This window comes from Halomicrobium sp. IBSBa (genome assembly GCF_017612575.1).
Taxonomy (GTDB): domain Archaea; phylum Halobacteriota; class Halobacteria; order Halobacteriales; family Haloarculaceae; genus Halomicrobium.
Genome location: NZ_JADPQC010000001.1, coordinates 985402 through 1002832 on the forward strand (window position 1 = coordinate 985402; position 17431 = coordinate 1002832).

The 17431-nt window shown below is 67.9% G+C and carries 20 protein-coding genes; 10 read left to right on the forward strand and 10 right to left on the reverse strand.

Translation table 11 applies throughout. The features are described 5' to 3' along the window. Window positions 1-30 precede the first annotated feature (30 nt). Together IL252_RS05015 and IL252_RS05020 are read left to right on the forward strand one after the other, a co-directional pair. Window positions 31-621: a hypothetical protein gene (locus IL252_RS05015; protein WP_208627111.1), complete on the forward strand. Its 591-nt coding sequence runs from the start codon at window positions 31-33 to the stop codon at window positions 619-621. Between the two features lie 43 nt (window positions 622-664). Then, window positions 665-1243, forward strand: a complete 579-nt coding sequence (locus IL252_RS05020; protein ID WP_208627112.1) for a HalX domain-containing protein — start codon at window positions 665-667, stop codon at window positions 1241-1243. 82 nt (window positions 1244-1325) lie between these two features. On the opposite strand, the gene IL252_RS05025 is transcribed toward IL252_RS05020, so the two are convergent. From IL252_RS05025 to IL252_RS05045, 5 genes are all read right to left on the reverse strand, one after another. Further along, complete coding sequence (locus tag IL252_RS05025; RefSeq protein ID WP_208627113.1) at window positions 1326-2594, reverse strand: VCBS repeat-containing protein; 1269 nt, start codon at window positions 2592-2594, stop codon at window positions 1326-1328. A 60-nt stretch (window positions 2595-2654) separates the two neighbouring features. Next, on the reverse strand, window positions 2655-3653 hold the full coding sequence (locus IL252_RS05030; RefSeq protein WP_208627114.1) for a TIGR00269 family protein: 999 nt from the start codon (window positions 3651-3653) through the stop codon (window positions 2655-2657). Between the two features lie 41 nt (window positions 3654-3694). Continuing rightward, complete coding sequence (locus IL252_RS05035) at window positions 3695-4396, reverse strand: alpha/beta fold hydrolase (RefSeq protein WP_208627115.1); 702 nt, start codon at window positions 4394-4396, stop codon at window positions 3695-3697. A gap of 66 nt (window positions 4397-4462) precedes the next feature. Beyond that, window positions 4463-5521, reverse strand: a complete 1059-nt coding sequence (locus IL252_RS05040) for a DUF2332 domain-containing protein (protein WP_208627116.1) — start codon at window positions 5519-5521, stop codon at window positions 4463-4465. A gap of 61 nt (window positions 5522-5582) precedes the next feature. After that, entirely contained in the window at window positions 5583-7202 is a 1620-nt protein-coding gene (locus IL252_RS05045; protein ID WP_208627117.1) for a sensor histidine kinase, read from the reverse strand. A gap of 82 nt (window positions 7203-7284) precedes the next feature. Here IL252_RS05045 and IL252_RS05050 point away from each other — a divergent pair, with 82 nt between their 5' ends. The 3 genes from IL252_RS05050 (at window position 7285) to IL252_RS05060 (ending at window position 8982) form a co-directional block, all read left to right on the forward strand. Continuing rightward, window positions 7285-7938, forward strand: coding sequence for a hypothetical protein (locus tag IL252_RS05050; RefSeq protein ID WP_170092500.1), 654 nt, complete (start codon window positions 7285-7287; stop codon window positions 7936-7938). A 110-nt stretch (window positions 7939-8048) separates the two neighbouring features. Then, entirely contained in the window at window positions 8049-8465 is a 417-nt protein-coding gene (locus IL252_RS05055) for a CopD family protein (protein WP_208627118.1), read from the forward strand. After that, on the forward strand, window positions 8458-8982 hold the full coding sequence (locus IL252_RS05060) for a hypothetical protein (protein ID WP_208627119.1): 525 nt from the start codon (window positions 8458-8460) through the stop codon (window positions 8980-8982). Before IL252_RS05055 ends, IL252_RS05060 begins: the two co-directional genes overlap by 8 nt. Here the strand turns inward: IL252_RS05060 and IL252_RS05065 are convergent. Next, window positions 8957-9748 carry a class I SAM-dependent methyltransferase gene (locus IL252_RS05065; RefSeq protein WP_369334719.1) on the reverse strand — a complete coding sequence of 264 codons (792 nt, stop codon included), beginning with the start codon at window positions 9746-9748 and terminating at the stop codon, window positions 8957-8959. The genes IL252_RS05060 and IL252_RS05065 overlap by 26 nt on opposite strands. A gap of 37 nt (window positions 9749-9785) precedes the next feature. Then, window positions 9786-10529 (reverse strand): TrmB family transcriptional regulator sugar-binding domain-containing protein, encoded by a 744-nt coding sequence (locus IL252_RS05070; RefSeq protein WP_208627120.1) that lies wholly within the window; start codon window positions 10527-10529, stop codon window positions 9786-9788. A gap of 92 nt (window positions 10530-10621) precedes the next feature. Here IL252_RS05070 and IL252_RS05075 point away from each other — a divergent pair, with 92 nt between their 5' ends. Next, the gene (locus IL252_RS05075; RefSeq protein WP_208627121.1) at window positions 10622-12157 is read left to right on the forward strand and encodes an ATP-binding protein; all 1536 of its coding nucleotides are present in this window, start codon (window positions 10622-10624) and stop codon (window positions 12155-12157) included. A 39-nt stretch (window positions 12158-12196) separates the two neighbouring features. Here the strand turns inward: IL252_RS05075 and IL252_RS05080 are convergent, their stop codons facing one another. Further along, window positions 12197-13027, reverse strand: a complete 831-nt coding sequence (locus IL252_RS05080; protein ID WP_208627122.1) for a deoxyribonuclease IV — start codon at window positions 13025-13027, stop codon at window positions 12197-12199. Between the two features lie 80 nt (window positions 13028-13107). Here IL252_RS05080 and IL252_RS05085 point away from each other — a divergent pair, with 80 nt between their 5' ends. Further along, a complete protein-coding gene (locus IL252_RS05085; protein ID WP_208627123.1) occupies window positions 13108-13398 on the forward strand; it encodes a hypothetical protein in 291 nt (96 codons plus the stop codon). Between the two features lie 12 nt (window positions 13399-13410). Here the strand turns inward: IL252_RS05085 and IL252_RS05090 are convergent, their stop codons facing one another. Then, complete coding sequence (locus tag IL252_RS05090; RefSeq protein ID WP_208627124.1) at window positions 13411-14241, reverse strand: biotin/lipoate A/B protein ligase family protein; 831 nt, start codon at window positions 14239-14241, stop codon at window positions 13411-13413. A 116-nt stretch (window positions 14242-14357) separates the two neighbouring features. Between IL252_RS05090 and IL252_RS05095 the strand changes: the two genes are divergently transcribed. The 3 genes from IL252_RS05095 (at window position 14358) to IL252_RS05105 (ending at window position 17061) form a co-directional block, all read left to right on the forward strand. Continuing rightward, a complete protein-coding gene (locus IL252_RS05095; protein WP_208627125.1) occupies window positions 14358-15989 on the forward strand; it encodes an NADH-quinone oxidoreductase subunit D in 1632 nt (543 codons plus the stop codon). 122 nt (window positions 15990-16111) lie between these two features. After that, window positions 16112-16642: a peptide-methionine (S)-S-oxide reductase MsrA gene (msrA, locus tag IL252_RS05100; protein ID WP_208627126.1), complete on the forward strand. Its 531-nt coding sequence runs from the start codon at window positions 16112-16114 to the stop codon at window positions 16640-16642. Then, complete coding sequence (locus IL252_RS05105) at window positions 16639-17061, forward strand: thioesterase family protein (RefSeq protein WP_012807721.1); 423 nt, start codon at window positions 16639-16641, stop codon at window positions 17059-17061. The genes msrA and IL252_RS05105 overlap by 4 nt, the downstream gene beginning before the upstream one ends. Here IL252_RS05105 and IL252_RS05110 read toward each other — a convergent pair. Next, window positions 17058-17411, reverse strand: coding sequence for a hypothetical protein (locus tag IL252_RS05110; RefSeq protein WP_208627127.1), 354 nt, complete (start codon window positions 17409-17411; stop codon window positions 17058-17060). The genes IL252_RS05105 and IL252_RS05110 overlap by 4 nt on opposite strands. Window positions 17412-17431 lie beyond the last annotated feature (20 nt).

Genomic DNA, 17431 nt, shown 5'->3' on the forward strand with positions numbered 1-17431 from the left:
CACCGTGATCGTAGTGAGGAGGGCGGTGCTGTGACCGAGAGCTTCGATCTCGGACCGGCCGTCGCGGACGCGACGAACGTGTTGCTGGTCGCGCCGGGCGTCGGGGACACCGCAGACCGACTCTGCTGTGACGTCCTGACGGCCGACGAGCCACCGGAGCACGTCGTCGGGGTGACGATCAGTGAGGGGCCAGAGGAGAAGGCGTCGCGCTGGCGAGAGCTGCTCGGGCCGGCACCGTCGCTGTCGATGCTGGGGCTCGACGGCGTGACCCGCTCGGCCGCGGTCCAGCAGGTACCGACGGCCGACGACACGACCGTCGAGTATCTCGACAGCTCCGAGCCCATCCGGGAGCTCGGCGAGCGGATCGCGACGAAGATCCACCGAGAGACCGACACCGCGGTCTGTTTCGACTCGATCACCGACCTCCAGGAGTGTATGGGGCGCGAAACTGCCTTCGATTTCCTGCACGTGCTCGGCTCGCGCGTCAGAGCCGGCGGTGCGACCGGCTACTACTACATCGACCGGACGGTCCACGACGAAGAGACGATGACGCTGTACTCGACGCTGTTCGACGCCGCGATCGAGGTCGGCTCGGACGCGGGCACCACCGGAGGCAACTGATCGTGCAGCGCGTACGCCGTGCTCGAACGACGCGGGGGAGACGATGAGCAATGCGACGTTCGACATCTCGGTGACCGACAACGTCGTCCTGGTCTGTATCGACGACGACGACTGTCGCCAGCGGGTGACGGCGGTGCTGCGCGAGGAGTGGCCCGTCAGGACGGCGATCGACGCAGAGACCGCCGTAGACAGCCTCGACGAGGCGGTGTCGGTCGTCCTCGTCGACGCCAGAGACGGTATCGAACAGGCGATTCCACGCCCCCAGCGCGACGAGCGCCCGTTCGAGCTGGCGGCGCTCGTCGACGAGTCGGTCGACGGCACCGACAGAGCCGTCGAGTGTGTCACCAAACCGATCTCGCCGGAGACGCTTCGCGCGACGGTCGAGCGCCTCCAGCGCCGCGTCGAGTACGACCAGCTCCTCGGGCGCTACTACGCGGTCGCCAGCGAGTACGCCGCCACGGCCAGCGGACACGAACGAGAGCCGGAGACGGTGTCGGAGCTGAAAGAGCGGCTGTCGACGATGCGGACACGGCTGGACGAACTCGCCGACGGCCTCGACGACCACGACGCGTTCTCGGTCGCACTGGGCACGCCAGACGAGCCGGAATCGCCAGAGGAGTGATACTACCGGCTGTACATCTGTGACCGATTTCGCCACCCTGGGGTGGCGAAGATCGTCACGAAGTGACAGCCGGCAGTATGAGTCACGTGGCCCCAGTCTCGTCTGAGCCGTCGACATCGTTGCCGTTCTCGTCTGAGAGCACCTCGACCGAAGGAGTTCCCAGCGGGTCGTCGACGAATCTGAGCTTCCCGTTGGTCGTCCCGACGTAGACGATCTCCGTCGCGCCGTCGCCGTCGACATCTGCCGTCGTCAGTGGCGCTTTCGTCGCACTCACGCCAGTGAGGCGTTCGGTCCCGCCACCGCTCGCTTTGCGGTTGATCAGGATTTCGTTGCTCCCGTCGACCAGTACCACTGCTGGCGTGCCGTCGCCGTCGAGGTCGGCCAGTGAGCCGGCACCGATGCCGTTGTTCGATCCGGAGCCGGCGTCGTCTATTTTCGTGATACTCCCGTCTGATTCGAGGTATCGCAAGTGCTGACTGGCGTCTGCAAAGACCAGTTCGTCGCTGCCGTCGCCGTCGATGTCGCCGATCCCGGTGACGGCCTGCGCGCCGTTTGGCGGAGTGGCGACGATCTGCGGATTGCTACCGGGTGCAACCCGGTACAGTTCGTCGTGGTTCTGATCGACGAAGAAGACCGACCGCGGCTGTCCATCCCAGCGACCCGTGGCCAGCCGCGTCTTGCTGGTCTCGATGGAGCCGCCGATGTCGCTGCTGGAGGCGAGTTCCGTCACTTCACCCTCGGCGTCGACGACTCCCACCGTCTCGCTGCCGTCGACGTATGGGATGTCTTCGGTACCGTCACCGGACACGTCGGGCCCGATCGCGCCGATCGCTTCGACGGTGTCCGTGTTCGGAATCGTCCTCACACTGCCGCCGTCACCCTCGACGGCACGGACGCCGGCAGTACTGCCGGTAAAGACCGTGCCGTCGCCCAGCCCTTCGACGACGGCTCCAGGATCGAGGTCGAACTCGGCGAGGATGTACGACGAGGGGTCGTCCGAGCCGTCCTGCCAGACGAGACGGATCGTCTCTCGTCTGGGCAACAGCGGAACCTCGGTCCCAGCGACCAACTCCTCGCCGGCCAGTGTGTCGGGGTCGTCGACGCCACGGACGGTGACACGGGTGCCGTCGATCCGGTCGCCCGAGTGGTGAACGAGGGCGTACTGTTCGCTGTCCGCGATCGGTTCGAGCGAGAGTTTCGCCGTCGGCGCGGGAGTCTGTTGGTCGGCCAGACCGAACACGAACGTCCCCGCCGCCGCGACAAGCAGGACGACGATCGCGACCAGCAGGACGACACCGACGACCGGCGAGACGCTTCGATCACCGAGCCCAGAGAGTCGTGGACCGCCCATTTCGTACAGGGTAGAGACTCGAACGACAAAGAAGCCAGTGTCGGCTCTTCGAGAGAGCGATCAGACAGCTTCGAGTGCGTCGAGCAGATTGCACTTGCGACAGCGGTCTCGACCCGTCGGAGCCCCGCACCGCTCGCACTCGCCGAAGTCGGCGTCGCGGTCGTCCTCGCTGCGGTAGGCCTCGGCGGCCAGTGCGGCGAGCTTCTCGTAGCCGGCCATGATCGAGTGGCGCGTGCCGGGGTGGTTCTCTTCGAGGCCGAGCATGAGGTCCTGGATTTCGCCGCGATAGGCCTCCTCGGCGTGGGGGCACTCGGTGATGTGGGCCGGTAGCTCCTCGAAGCGAGCGTACAGAGCGACCTCCTTTTCGGGGATGTCACGGAGTGGCTTGGCCCGCGGGATGTGCTGGTCGGTCTCGGGACGCTCCCGGTCGGCGGGTCCGTCGCCGTCGGCGTCGAACGGCCCCAGCGACGAGTCGAAGTGCTGGGCGATCTGGGTCACGTCGCCTTCGAGGAAGTTCATCAGCGCAGTCTCGGCCTCGTCGTCGAGGTTGTGACCCGTCAGCAGCTTGTCGGCGTCGAGTTCGTCGGCGTACTTCGAGAGCAAGTCACGTCGAAAGACGCCACAGTAGGCACAGGCGGCCATCCCCTCGGGGTCGTCCTCGACAACCTCGTCCATGCGAACGTCGAACTCCTCGTCGTAGCTGACGACCTCGTGCCGGATCCCGAGCTCGTCGGTCAGCGCCACGGAGGCGTCGAGGCTCTCGTCGCGGTACCCCTCGATCCCCTCGTGGATCGACAGCGCGACGAGTTCGATCCGAGGGTCCTCGGCGAACACGTCCTGTACGATCTGGGTGAGGACGACGCTGTCTTTGCCTCCCGAGAGCCCGATCACCCACGTCTCCGGGTCCTCCGGCGTGGCATCGCGAGGCACCAGTCCGTCCTCGCGGATGCGGCGACGCACGCGCTTCTCGACGGTCCGGCAAAAGTGCTCTTCGCACATGTGCAGCCCCGAGTAGGCCGCGTGCATCACCGCCGGCGCGCCACACTTGTCACACTCCATCGCCTGCCCGTAGCGGACGTGGGAGGGTCAGGGTTTCGTTCTCAGACGACCGCGTCGGCACCCCGATCGAGCGCCGACAGCAGCGTCGGCACGTGCTCGTCGCGAGAGCGCGACGAGAACAGTTCGTGGCCGCCGTCGTACAGCACCGTCCGGGCCGCGGGCATCCGCTCACCGATCGCGCGTGTCGAGACCACGCGATCGGTCAGCGAGCAGAAGACCACCGCCTCGTCGTCGATCTCGGGGAGCGTTCCGTGGGCTCGCTTCGTCGCCCGGAGGAAGGCCGGCGAGACGCGATCCGGACCGTCGGCCAACTGCTCGTCGGTCGCGTGCTCGCCGATGAGCGATCGGTCGCTGACCCCGCTGGGGAGGAGCTTGGCGTTGCCGGGAATCGCGGCGAAGAGACCGACGATCGGTCCCTGTCGGGACGGCGGGTCGCCCCACCACGGACTGAGGTACGTCGTCGTCGCCGCGTTGAGGTCGGCGTGGGCGACGGTGAGGCCGCCGGCACTGTGGGCCAGTACGGCCGGCTCGTCGAGATCCGCGGCGTAGGACTCGACCGGTCGGACCCACTGCTCGGACACGTCGGTGACGTGTGGCGGCAGGGTCGCGGTGTGGACTCGCCAGCCGTCGGCGGCGATTCGATCGATCAGCCAGCGGACCGGTTCGTGTTCGGGGCGGTTCCCCCACCCGAGGACGAACAGACAGTCTGGGGCAGACGCCTCCCCGAAGGTGCGAAACTCCATAGCCCGACGAGGGCCGCCACGCTCAAAAACCCGGCTGGACCCCACGACGAGGGCGTTGTCCCCCGTTCACGGCTCGTCGGCGTACCACTCGATCCACGCCCCGTGAGGGTGAAACCGTGCCAGCCGGTCCGACCTGAACGTTCCCTCGACCGAGCGGTGCCAGTGGAGATCGAGCCCGTCACCGGGCTCGTCGAAGGCACCGCTGCCAGTGAGCCAGTGAATCGGGCGCTCCTGGGCGCGCGTGGCGATGAGGTCCCGGAGCGCCGCTCTGAGGTCGTCTGGCACCTGATACAGAACGAGCGTGCTGTAGACGACGACTGGCACGTCCGCCGGGATTCCATCGAGAATCCCGGGGAGTTCGTCGAGCACGTTCCCCTCGACCAGCCGTGGCGGATCCCGTCGAGCGACCGTGACGGCGTCGGCGAGGACCGCCCGGCGCTGGTCGTGTTCGGGCCAGGTCAGTGCCCCGAGCCACTCGACGTCTGCGTCGTCGGTCACGTCCAGCGGATTCAGGTCGATGCCAACGCGAGAGTGGACGGCGGGCGGTGTCGTAGGCAGTGGCGGCGACCCGTTGTCCACGGACGACCGAATCGTCACGGCCGCGTCAGAGGGGGCGACCCGGCGAACGTCGCCGTCGGACGCCGTCTCACGGAACTCGTAGCCGTACTGATCCCACGAGAGGTTCAGCCCCGCGCTCGGGCCGATCTCGACGAGCGCGATCGGATCGGCCGTCCGTGCTGTGACGTGTGCGAACGCGGGATAGAGGACTGCGGAGCGGCGCACCTCGTTCGTCTGCGTTCGACGGTCTGTGAGAAGTGGACGCAGGTCCGCCGCGTAGACCTCGCAGAAGTCGACCAGCGTCGATTCGAGGTCCGCGTCGGGCGGTCGCGGCTCGTCGGTCACGTTCGGGTAGTAGTCCGCGAGCGGATGATCGACACCGCGACGGACGACACAGTGGACAGCGGCGAGAAAGACGTTCGCGACGGCACGGTCTGCGGGGACGGCCTCGGCGACGGCGAGCAGTTCGGGAGAGTCGGCGACGATCCGACAGAGACGTTCGTACAGCGGAGAGGTGTCAGCGGCCCACTCGGCCAGGTCGAGAAACGACTCCCGAATGGCGGTCATACGGGCCGTTCCAGTGGGACCGACAAGACGCTTACCGTCGAATGAGGTGTGGCCACACGCGTCACTCCTCGTGGACCTGTGGGAGCGTGATCGTGACGGTCGTCCCGTCGTCGAGGGCGACGTCGATCGAGCCGTCGAGCCACTCGACGACCCACTTGACGACCCACAGCCCCAGACCGGAGCCGTGTTCCGTCGGCGTCTCGACGAACGACTCGGTGAGCAGTCGTCGCTCCACGTCGGGCAATCCGGGGCCGTCGTCGTCGACCGTGATCGAGACCGTCTCGGGCGTCGTGGTCACGTCGATCGACACCGTCGGCTCCGCGCAGCCGTGGATGATCGCGTTGCGGATCAGTTCGTCGACGACGACGCTGACGAGGTCGCCGTCGGGGACGAGGGCGCTCTCGGACGACCACTCCGTCGCGACGGTCGCGTCGGGGTACTCGGCCCGGAGGTCTGCGACCGTCTCCTCGACCAGCGGTCCGATCGGTCTGGGCGGGGACTCCGAGCGGTCCGTCCGGAGCGACGTCTCGACGATCCGTGCGTGATCTGCGAGCTTCAGCAGCGACTCGCCGCGGCGTTTGATGAGGCTCGCGTCCTCGATCAGGCGCTCCTCTTGTGCGGACTCTTCGATACGAGCGGCCGTCCCGGAGACGACCGTCATCGCGTTCCGGAGGTTGTGTCGGAGCACGCGGTTGAGGACGGTCACCTCGACGCGGCGGCGAGCCAGCGTCTCGCTGAGCTCGTTGAAGTGTTCGGCGACGTTGGTCCACTCGGTCGGCCCCGACAGGGAGACCGTCGTGCCGTACTCGCCGGCCACCAGCGCGTTCAGCCCGCCCTGGAGACGCTCGAAGTTGGCGACGTACTCGCGATAGAGCCACCACCCGAACACCGACAGCGACGCGAGGACGAGCCCAAGCGTCCCGAGGCCCAGCAGCGTGATCGACCGGAGTTCCGACCGAACGGCGCTCTCGGTCCGTGTCGTCGACACCGTCCAGCCGGTCCGGTCGACGGTCGCGTTGGCGACGGCGACCGCCCCATCGTCGCTTGGCTGGGGGCCCTGCTGGTACAGCGTCGTGCCGTTGGCCGCGACGAGGACACCGCCCGCGGTGCTTTGCTCCTGGCGGATCGGCGCGAGGAAGTCACCCCGACGAACGTGAAACGCCGCGTTGAACGTCCCGACGATCGACCCACCGGAGTGGATCGGGGCACTGATCGTGACGATCCGGTTGCCACTCGCCGCGGAGACCGGTTGGCTGACGTACGTCTCGCCGGCCATCGCCCGCTGGAAGTACTCCCGATCGCCGAACTGCTGGCCGACGAGCGCGCGCGACTGAGCCGGCGCGGTTCCCTCGGAGTACAGTGCCGTCATCGTCCCGTTGGCGGCGATGACGGACGCGCCGCTAAAGGAGGTCGACAGGACGAACGAACGGACCGACTCGGCCTGTCGCTGTGAGTGGTGGTCGGCCAGCGCCGGCGTCTCGGTCCACAGGCCGACCGTCTGGCCCTTCTCGGTGAGCAGTACGTCGAGCTGGGAGGCCATCGTCTCGCTGACTCCTTCGAGAGCGGCCTCCTCCTGTGCGATCGTCGCATCGCGATACAGCGTGAAGCCGGCCAGCGAGAGCACCGAGAGCACCACCGTCAACACCAGGAACGCGACGAGGAAGCGTCGCCGAAGTCGCATTGTCGGCAGTTTCGCCACGGAACACATAAAGAGTGGGGCCACGACGGCAGACATATTTTCCTGTGACCGGTAGGGTCGGGCGATGAGCGAACTCGCGCGCGAGGCGGCGATCGATCGAGCCGTCGAAATCGTCGACGCCGTCGCCGAGCAGACCATGCCGGTACCGGTACGGGAGGTCTGGGTGTACGGCGACGTGGCACTCGGACTCGATCCGATCGACCGACTCGACGTGTATCTGACGAAAGACATCCTGCTGCGCGACGACGCAGACCGAGAGCCGGAGTTTCGCGAGCGACTGGGCGTCGAGGGCGTCGGCAAGACCGTCCGGGCGGCGTGGGCCGACGAGTACCCCGAGTACGTCCGTGCGAACGCCTCGGGCCACGCCGCCCCCGAGCAGTGTCTGGCCGCGCACCTGTTAGAAGAGTCCGAACCGATCCACCTCGAAGTGTGCAACGCCTCCTTCGAGGACAACGTCACCCAGCGCCTGAAGGGAGCCCGCGCACGCGGAAACTACGAACAACTGCTGGATCCCCGCGGAGTCTGTCTGTGGGCCGAGGGCCAGCGCAGCGACTCGGCCGTCCGCAAGCTCCGGGAGAGCGAACTCGCGTTTCCCACGCTGTCTGGCGCACTCGAAACGCTGGGTATGGACGCGACGGAAGCCGGCGAGGCCGCCGACGCCGTCCGAGAGTACCGGGAGCGACAGAGCGGAACGACGGTCCGGGGCGACGTGGTCTGAGACCGGAACTGGAGCCACGGACGCGTGCTTGCGACCGTAGCCGGACGCGCGCTGGCTGCGAGTGACCTCGACGCCGTAGCTATTTTGCGCCGGGCCGTGAATCGCCGACGATGAGTCAGTCCCTCCACCTCGCGATCCGAACCGTCCACGTCCTCGCGATGGCGCTGCTGGTCGGCGGCGCGGCCGGGCTCTGGGCCGCGGCCCGGCGGCGCGTCGACGACCTCCACGTGCTGGCGAGACGCTACGAGTGGCTCTTCTGGGCCGCGCTGGGCGGACTGGTCCTCACGGGGATCGGCAACCTCGGCGCGCTCGGTGCGCCCGACCCCGGCACTCGCTGGGGGCAGACGCTGCTCGCGAAGCTCGTGATCGTCGCGCTGTTCGTCCTCGGCTCGGCCGTCAGAACGCTGGCCGTCACCCGGACCGACCGCTCGACGCCACTCGCCGCCTGGAGTCGGCGGGCGTACGGGCTGACGACGGCGACACTGCTCGGACTCGTCGTCCTGGCGGAGGTGCTGGCCCATGGCTGAGACCGCGGCCGCGTCCCGGACCACGCGCGAGACGGTCGGACGACCGACGACGACGCTCACCGCGTGGACGCTCGCGACCACGAACACGGTGGGGTTCGTCCTCGCCGTACTGGTCCCCGCCTACGCCAGCGGCGGGCTCTCGGACGTGTTGCCCTCGCTGAACACGGCGGTCGGCGTCGTGGCGTTTCTCGCCCTCTGGCTGGTCGTCGGCGTGACGACCCACTGGGTGCTGGCCCACGTCGACCCGTCCAGTGACTCGGCGGTTCGGCTGACGCTGTGGGCCGGGAGCTGCGGGGCTCTCGCTGGCGTCGTCTTCCTGGTCGGGATCGTCGTCGGGCTCGGCGTCCCGGCGGCAGTCGTCGGCTCGTTCGGGCTACAGACGGTCGTCCTGCTGGCGGCCGTCGGGACGCCGATCGCCGCCATCGTGGGAGCCGTCGTCGGCGTCGCGGCGGGACTGCTCGACGTGGTCTTGCTCCGGATCGCCGACCGCGTCACTCCCCGGTCCGACCGACGGTGACGAAGAAGGGGACCGTCTCGGTTCGCTCGTACTCGCCGGCACCCATCTGATCGATCACGTCCCGGCCCATCGACCGCCAGGCTTCCCGGAGCCGGTCGAACTCGTCGTCGGGGACCGACGCGGCCAGCACGTCGGCCCGGTCGGCCAGCCCCGCGCCGGTCGCCTTGCGCTGTGCCGCGGTGAGTGCGGCCTCCGAGTACGGCGGCGTGACGGTGAGTCGCTGATCGTACCGCCGCGTCGAGACCACGTCCAGCCCGGCGTCGGGAAAGAGATCCGCCGCGCGCGCTCCCAGCGCCACGTCGGTGTCGACGCCGTCGAGGTAGAGCCGGCGCGCCCGTCGGGCCAGCGTCGGTTCGGCGTCGACGGTCGACTCGACGCTGACGGCGCTGTTGTCCGGTTCGATGACGGCGACGCGGTCGCTGGCGACTCTGGCGAACTCCGCGAGTGCCGCCGCGGGCTCCGGGAGGTTGATCAGGAGCGCCTGACACACCACGAGGTCGACGGCGTCGTCCGCGAAGGGCAGTCGCGTGGCGTCGCCGCGAACGACCGGTCGGGGGACAGTCGACAGCAACGCCTCGTCGGCGTCAACGCCGATCACGTCGCCGGGCGACTCCTCGCGGAGCACCGCGGTGAGTTCGCCGCTGCCACAGCCGACGTCGAGCACTCGCTGGGCGGTGTCGAGTTCGAGATCGGCGAGCGCCTCGCGGGAGTCGCCCCACATCCCCCGGCGCGTGCGTTCGAGGTAGTCGGCGTCGAATCTGCGCACGACCGGGGTTGTCGTGCGACCGGCAAAAGGAGCCCGGTCACGCGCGTCGGAGCAGTAGCCGGTCGGCAGCCAGATCCTCCAAGACGGCGTGGGGGCCGCCGATCCAGTGACGACCGTCGTCTTCGACGAGGATCGAGTTCTCGATGGGCAGTGAGGAAGACGCAGGGTACACCATCCGCTGGTGGACGTTCAGGACGCGACCGTCGACGGTGCGTTCGGCCCCGGTCTCCGGATCGTGGCCGGTCGCGCGGCATCGGATCGGCACGTCGTCGCGGAGACACAGTGCGACGTTCGTCACCGCCTGTCGGATGCCGTCGTACGTCGCGGGCAGGTCGGGCACGTCCGCGGCGTGGACCTCCGACGCGAACATCCAGAAGTTCGTGACGAAGTCCCGGTAGAATCCGTGAGCGACCTCCTGGAAGTCGAAGGTGCCGACGACGTCGTCCGGGCTGTCGCCGGTGATCGACGATCCGTTGCCGATCAGGCCACGCTCGTTGTCGACACAGCAGAACACGGGCGCGATGTCCTCCGATCTGCGTGCGACCGTCGAACAGTTCGCCAGCGACGGCAGTTCGCGTTCCGAGCGCTCGTCGTGTGGCGGGTCCCAGACCAACACGAGGACGAGCAGCCCACGATCGACGGCCGCCGAGAGCGTCGCTTCGAGCTCCGGCAACGCCGTGTGTGGCACCGAGAGAGCGACTTCCGACGCCGCACCGTCGACCAGGGCTCGAATCCGGTCGAGGATGGCGTCGCGCTCGATCACCTCGGTGTCGACAGTCATCACCGACAACAGGTACCAGATGCCGATAAAACCACCTATCACCGAGGGTGATAGAGCACACGTTTTTATCGCTTGGATTCGGCAGTTCCCGCATGGACGAGGGGACGACGGTGCTGTACGTGGGGGGATACGGTAGCACCGAGCCACGAGACCACCTCGAAGCCGCGGGGTTCGAGGTCGAGAGCGTCGTCGGAGCAGCCGACGCGCGGGCTGCCCTCCGAGAGAACCGATCGATCGAGGTCTGTGTCACCAGATACGAGGTTCCGCGCGCCGACGGGATCGAGTTCCAGGGCGGGCTCGCGGTCGTCGACGTCGTCGAGGCCGAACGGCCATCGCTCCCGGTGATCCTCTTTACCCGGATGGCCAACCGAGACGTGGCACGCGAGGTTTCGGGGCGGGACCTGTTCGACTACATCCCGATCCAGTCGGGCGACGCGCCCTACGACCGACTGGTCCGGCGCACTCGAACGGCCGCGCGTCGGTACCGAACCGACCGGCGCGTCGAACAGCTGTCGCGGATCAACGAGATCGTCCGGGACGTGAACCGCGAACTCGTCCGTGCCGACGACCGCGAAGCCGTCGAGCGAGCGGTCTGTGAGGAACTCACACAGCGGGGTGCCTACGAGTTCGCCCGGTTCGAAGGTGGCGACGGGACCACGGCCCACGGCGACGAGGCCGACGGCGGGACGATCGACCCGGACGCCCTCGCGAGCCACCTCGGGGAGAGCGGGCCGGGCGTCGTCGATCTGGACGAACGCTGGCAGCCCTACACCGCGGGCATCGTCGTCCCGGTCGCCATAGACGGGGTCGAATACGGCCGAGTGTTGCTGTGTACGACCCGCCCGGACGCCCTCGACGAGACCGAGCAGGAGGTGCTCGGAGAGCTGGGCGAGACGATCGCCGACGCGCTCGACGCCATCGAGACCCAGCAACAGCTGGCCGTCCGCGAGCGAGAGCTGGCAGAGCAGAACCGCCGGCTCGAACGCTTCGCCTCGATCGCCAGCCACGACCTCCGGAACCCCCTCCAGGTCGCCGACGGCTACGTCCAGCAGCTCCGTGAGGAGTCCGACGACGAGCGCCTCGACGAGATCAGCCAGGCGCTGGGACGCATCGGCACCATCATCGACGACGTGCTCGCGCTGGCCCGGAGCGGCGACGGTGCGATGACGAAGACGGCCGTCGACCTGACGGCGGCCGTCGAGCGGGCCTGGGAGACGGTCGACACCGGCGACGCGACCCTGGAGTGTGCGGTGTCGGGGACGGTCCAGGCCGACGAAGACCGTCTCGCGCGGCTCTTCGAGAACCTGTTTCGCAACGCCATGGAACACGGGTTCACGGCGTCGGCGACCCGGGGTCGGCGAGCCGGCGGAACGGACACGGATCTGACCGTCCGCGTGGTCCCGGCCGAGAACGGCTTCGCGGTCGAGGACGACGGCGTCGGCATCCCGCGAGAGAAACGAGAGTCCGTCGTCGAGCTGGGCCACTCGGAGGGCGGCGGGACGGGTCTCGGACTGGCGATCGTGGCCCGAATCGCCGAGGCACACGACTGGACGGTCACCGTCGAGGAGAGCGATGCCGGCGGTGCCCGGTTCGTCTTCGCCGTCGGCGAGCCGGTGTCCGGCGCGTAGGTGTCGACCCGGCGCGCGCCGTCGCGGTTCGCTCCGCTGTCAGGCGTTGCCCAGTTCTCTGGCCCGTTCGATGTTCCACTCGAAACCCCGGCCGTCTTCGGTCGGGGTCTCCAGTACGAAAGGCACGTCTTCGAGGGCGTCGTGGGTCAACAGTGCGGCCATCCCCTCCTCGCCGATGTAGCCCTCGCCGAGGTGGGCGTGTTCGTCCTTGTTGGTGCCACACTCGTGTTTCGAGTCGTTGAGGTGGATGCAAGCGAGGTTGTCGAGTCCGACCACGTCGTCGAACTCGGCGACGGTCTCGGCGACGCCGTCGGCCGTCGAGATGTCGTAGCCCGCGGCGAAGGCGTGGGCCGTGTCGACACAGACTTCGAGGTCCTGCTCGGAGCGGGCGAGCACCTCGGCGAGGTGTTCGAACTCGCCGCCGAGTTTCGTCCCGCTGCCGGCGTCGGACTCGACGAGCACCGTGACGCCGTCGGGAATCGTCAGTTCGTCCAGGGCGCTGGCGGCGTTGTCGAGCCCGCCCTCGACGCCGGCCCCCGTGTGAGCACCGAGGTGGACGTTGACGTACTCGACGCCGAGTTTGTCGGCGGCGTCGACCTCCTTTTGCATCGAGTCGATCGACTTCGCCCGGAGGTCGTCTTTGGGGGTACAGAGGTTGACGAGGTACGACGAGTGGATGACCCACGGGCCGACGCCGTGTTCGTCGCTGCGTTCGCGGAACTGTTCGGCCTCCTCGTCCTCGATGTTCGGGTCCTGCCAGACCTGTGGCGAGTGGCTGAAGATCTGGCCGCAGTTCCCACCGTAGTCGACCTGTTCGTCGACGGCGTTGTACGCTCCACCGGCGATCGAGGTGTGTGCTCCGACGCGCATACCGGTGGATGCGGACGGTCTATCAAAGCACTTCCGAAGGCACCGCCGGGAGTTTTGGCCCCACGGGCCCAAGGTCGAGTGTGCCAGCAGACGCGCTCCCGCCGGACGTGTACGCCGTCCTCGACCAGTTGCTCACCGAGGCCGGTCGGGCGGTCGCCAGGGGCGACCACGAGACCGCTTCCAGCGCCGTCGACAGCGCGGCGACGGTGACCGAGAACAAGGTGCCGCCCGGGCCACAGCGGCGACTGCTCGAACACTGCTGTAAGACGGTGACCGACCTGCTCGAAGCCGAGGACACCGACGCGGCGCTGATCCGAGAGTACCTGCGAGCGACGAGCGAGCGACTCGTCGTCGAGGGTGGCAGCTCCTGATACTGCCGGCTGTCAGGCCGTCGGGTCCGTCCGCTCGCGGGTCCAGGCCTCCGTCCCGAACTTCTCGCTCACGCGCTCGCGCGCACGCGAAGTGATACCGTCTAGCCACGACGTTTCCGTGACGGTCCCACCGAGCGTCGTCTCGACCCACTCGCCGAGTGTGTCACGGAGCGTCGCGACGGCTTCCGAGCGAGAACAGTCGACGTACTCCTCGATGCCGCCGACCCGATCGGCGAACGCGTCCGGTTCCGGATCGCCGGTGAAACAGGCACAGTGGCGCGCCGGGGTCGTCTCGAAGGTGAGCGAGCCGTGTTGCACGACGGCGTCGCGCTGTCGGTACTGTGCGTTGCCGCTGATCTTGCGCCCGTCCGGACCGACCACGTCGTGTGCCGGGTGCAACGCCCGGAGGTAACACGCGGGCTGGTACACGGCCGGTCGCTCGTCGCTCGCGAAGGTCGCGTCGACCCCCATTCCCTCGAAGGCATCGAGGATCGGCTCACAGAGCAGTTCGTAAGACGCCAACAGGTCGCCCGGAACGGCGTCGCCCGGTACGACGATCGAGTACGAGATGTCGCCGTCGGTGTCGTGGTAGATCGCACCCCCGCCCGTGGGTCGGCGCGTGACGGTGATCCCCTCGCGCTCGCAGTAGTCCCAGTCGATCGTCGCCGGGTCCTGGTTGTAGCCAAGCGAGAGCGTGCTGGGCTCCCAGCGGTAGAGTCGAACCGTCGCCAGGCCGCCGTCGGCGACCGTCTCGGCGGTGACCTCGTCCAGCGCCATGTTCGTCGGCCCGTCGTGTGCGCGTTCGTCGACGAACCGCCACGACAGGTCCCCCAGATCGGTCATGGGACGACCTACGGCCGGAGCCCCGAAAGCGGTTGTGGGCAGCGTCGCCGGCCCACATAAATCGGCCTCGCAATCGAGGCACAACGCCGAGGCCCGTCCCCGGCGTACCGCTCGACATGCAACAGGCCACGAGAGCATCCACAGAGCCACTGTCACTGCTTCCCGAGACGGCCGTCGTCGGGACCGAGGACCACGAGAACGCACCCGCGATCGTCGTCCGTGCAGACGCCGTCGAGTCGGTCCTCTCGACGCTGAAATCGGAGGCTGGGTACGACCACTGCGCCTGCGTCACGGCACAGGAGTACGGCGATCGCTTCGAGACGATCTATCACCTCCGGAAGTACGACGACCCGACCGACGAACTCTCGGTGGTCGTCCCGACGTTGCACGACGACCCCCACTCCGAGAGCGGGGCGGGCGTCTACGAGACGGCAGTGTGGCACGAGCGCGAAGCGTACGATCTGCTCGGTATTACCTACGAAGGACATCCCGATCTGCGACGGATTTTGCTGCCCGAGACCTGGCAGGGCCATCCGCTCCGGGCGTCGTACAACCAGGACAAGCCACAGATCGTCCCGTTTCGCGAACACGAGCACATCCTGGAGGATCGCCGTTCCGGACCGGACACGATGCACCTCAACATGGGGCCACACCACCCCTCGACCCACGGCGTCTTGCACCTGCGCGTGACCCTCGACGGCGAGACCGTCGCAGACGTGACTCCCGAGATCGGTTTCATCCACCGCTGTGAGGAGCAGCTGTGTCAGCAGGGGACCTACCGCCACCAGATCATGCCCTACCCCGACCGGTGGGACTGGAGCGGTGGTGGACTGCTCAACGAATGGGCCTACGCGCGCGCCGCGGAGGACCTGATCGGCGTCGACGTACCCGAGTACGCGCAGGTGATCCGGACGATGAGCGCGGAGCTGTCGCGGATCCTCTCGCACTTCCTGGCGATCGCGGCCTACGGGCTGGACGTGATCTCGGAGTTTACCGCCGTGTTCCAGTACGGTATCCGCGACCGGGAGATCGTCCAGGACATCCTGGAAGACCTCACCGGCCAGCGGCTGATGTTCAACTACTTCCGGCTGGGCGGGGTCGCCTGGGACCTGCCCGAGCCCCGCGAGACGTTCTTCGAGAACGTCCGGTCGTTCCTCGATGACCTGCCCCAGAAGCTCGAAGAGTACCACGACCTGCTCACCGGCAACGAGATCCTCCAGTTGCGAACCGTCGACACCGGCGTGCTCCCCCCGTCGGTCGCCAAGGAGTACGGCTGTACGGGACCGGTCGCGCGTGGCTCCGGCGTCGACTACGATCTGCGACGGGACGATCCCTACGGCTACTACGACGAACTCGACTGGAACGTGGTCACCGAGGACGGCTGTGACAACTTCTCTCGCGTCCTCGTTCGCCTGCGCGAGATCGAGGAGTCGGCCAGGATCGTCGATCAGTGCGTCGATCTCCTCGAAGGCTGGCCCGAAGACGAGCGAACGATCCAGGGCAACGTTCCCAGAACCGTTCGCCCCGACCGCGACGCCGAGATCTACCGGGCAGTCGAGGCCGCGAAGGGTGAGCTGGGAATCTACATCCGCTCGGACGGCACCGACACGCCGGCGCGGTTCAAGATCCGGGGGCCGTCGTTCTCGAACCTCCAGTCGCTGCCGGCGATGGCCGAAGGCGAGACGATCCCCGACCTGGTCGCCGCGATCGGCAGCCTCGACACGATCATGGGCGAGGTCGACCGATAGGCCCAACCGTTGGCAGCCGACCCCACGCCACCGTGTTGGGTGTGGCTGAGCCGACAGTTCGGTGCTGGAACGGCGAACGGCCGGCGAGGCTGTTTTGTGTTCCTGGCACGTACCGTTGAGCGATGAGTGAACCACAGACCGCCACGGTCGCCGGTGGCTGTTTCTGGTGTACCGAAGCCGTGTTCAAACAGATCGAGGGCGTCGAGTCCGTCACCTCCGGCTACGCCGGTGGACACGTCGCGGACCCGAGCTACGACGCCGTCTGTTCCGGCGACACCGGCCACGCCGAGTGCGTCCAGGTCGAGTACGACCCGGACGTGATCGACTACGAGGACGTGCTGACCGTCTTCTTCGCGACACACAACCCGACCACGGAGAACCGACAGGGGCCGGACGTGGGTAGCCAGTACCGGTCGGCGGTCTTCTACCACGACGAGGCCCAGCGCGAGACCGCCGAAGCGACGATCGACGACCTCGGCGAACAGTACTCGGACCCGATCGTCACGGAGGTCGAGCCTCTGGAGACGTTCTACCCCGCAGCGGAGTACCACCAGGACTACTACGAGCGCAACCCCGATCAGGGGTACTGCGCGGTCAACATCGATCCGAAACTCAAAAAGCTCAACGAGCAGTTCCGGGAGCTGCTGGCATGAGCTTCGAGTTTACGACGACGGTCGACGTGCGGTACAACGACCTGGACACGTACGGCCACGTCAACAACGCGCTCTATGGAACCTACGTCGAGGAGGCCCGCGTCGACTACCTCGAAACCGTCGTCGGGGGCGCGGCGGCCGACATCACCGGCAGCGGCGAGGAGACCGGGATGGTCGTCGCGAACCTCCAGCTGGACTTCGAGCGCCCGATCCGACTGGCCGACGAGGTCACGGTCGGCGTCCGCGTCCCGCGCCTCGGCGAGAAGAGCTTTCCCTTCGAGTACGAGATCCGGACCGCCGACGGCGAGGTGGCCGCGACCGGGGAGACGACGATGGTCGCCTACGATCGCGGGCAGGGTTCGTCGGTCCCGATCCCCGACAGCTGGCGCGAATCGATCGGCGAGTTCGAAGGCCTCTAGGGTTCGAGGACGCGCTCGGTGCCGTCCGTCCCGTGGATGGTCACCGCGTGGTTCGTGTGTCTGACGTGGGTGTGGGCCCACCGCTTTGCCCCACTCTCTTCGATCCGTTCGACCGTCTCCGGACAGTGGCGACACTCGACGCGCCACGTGGCGACACCGTCGGGGAAGTGGCCGGTGTGACGCCGGTGGTCCAGCGCGAACTGCTCGAAGGCCTGGTTGCCGACGGCGTCCAGCTCCTCGCCGAGGTCCCACTCGCGGCCACACCGCCGACAGCTGATCGTCGGGTCGTTCGACGGCGGTTCGGTGTCGTCGGGTCCGTTCACGGATCGCCGTTGGACGGGTAGCGCCATCAACCCCCCGCTCCGGGACC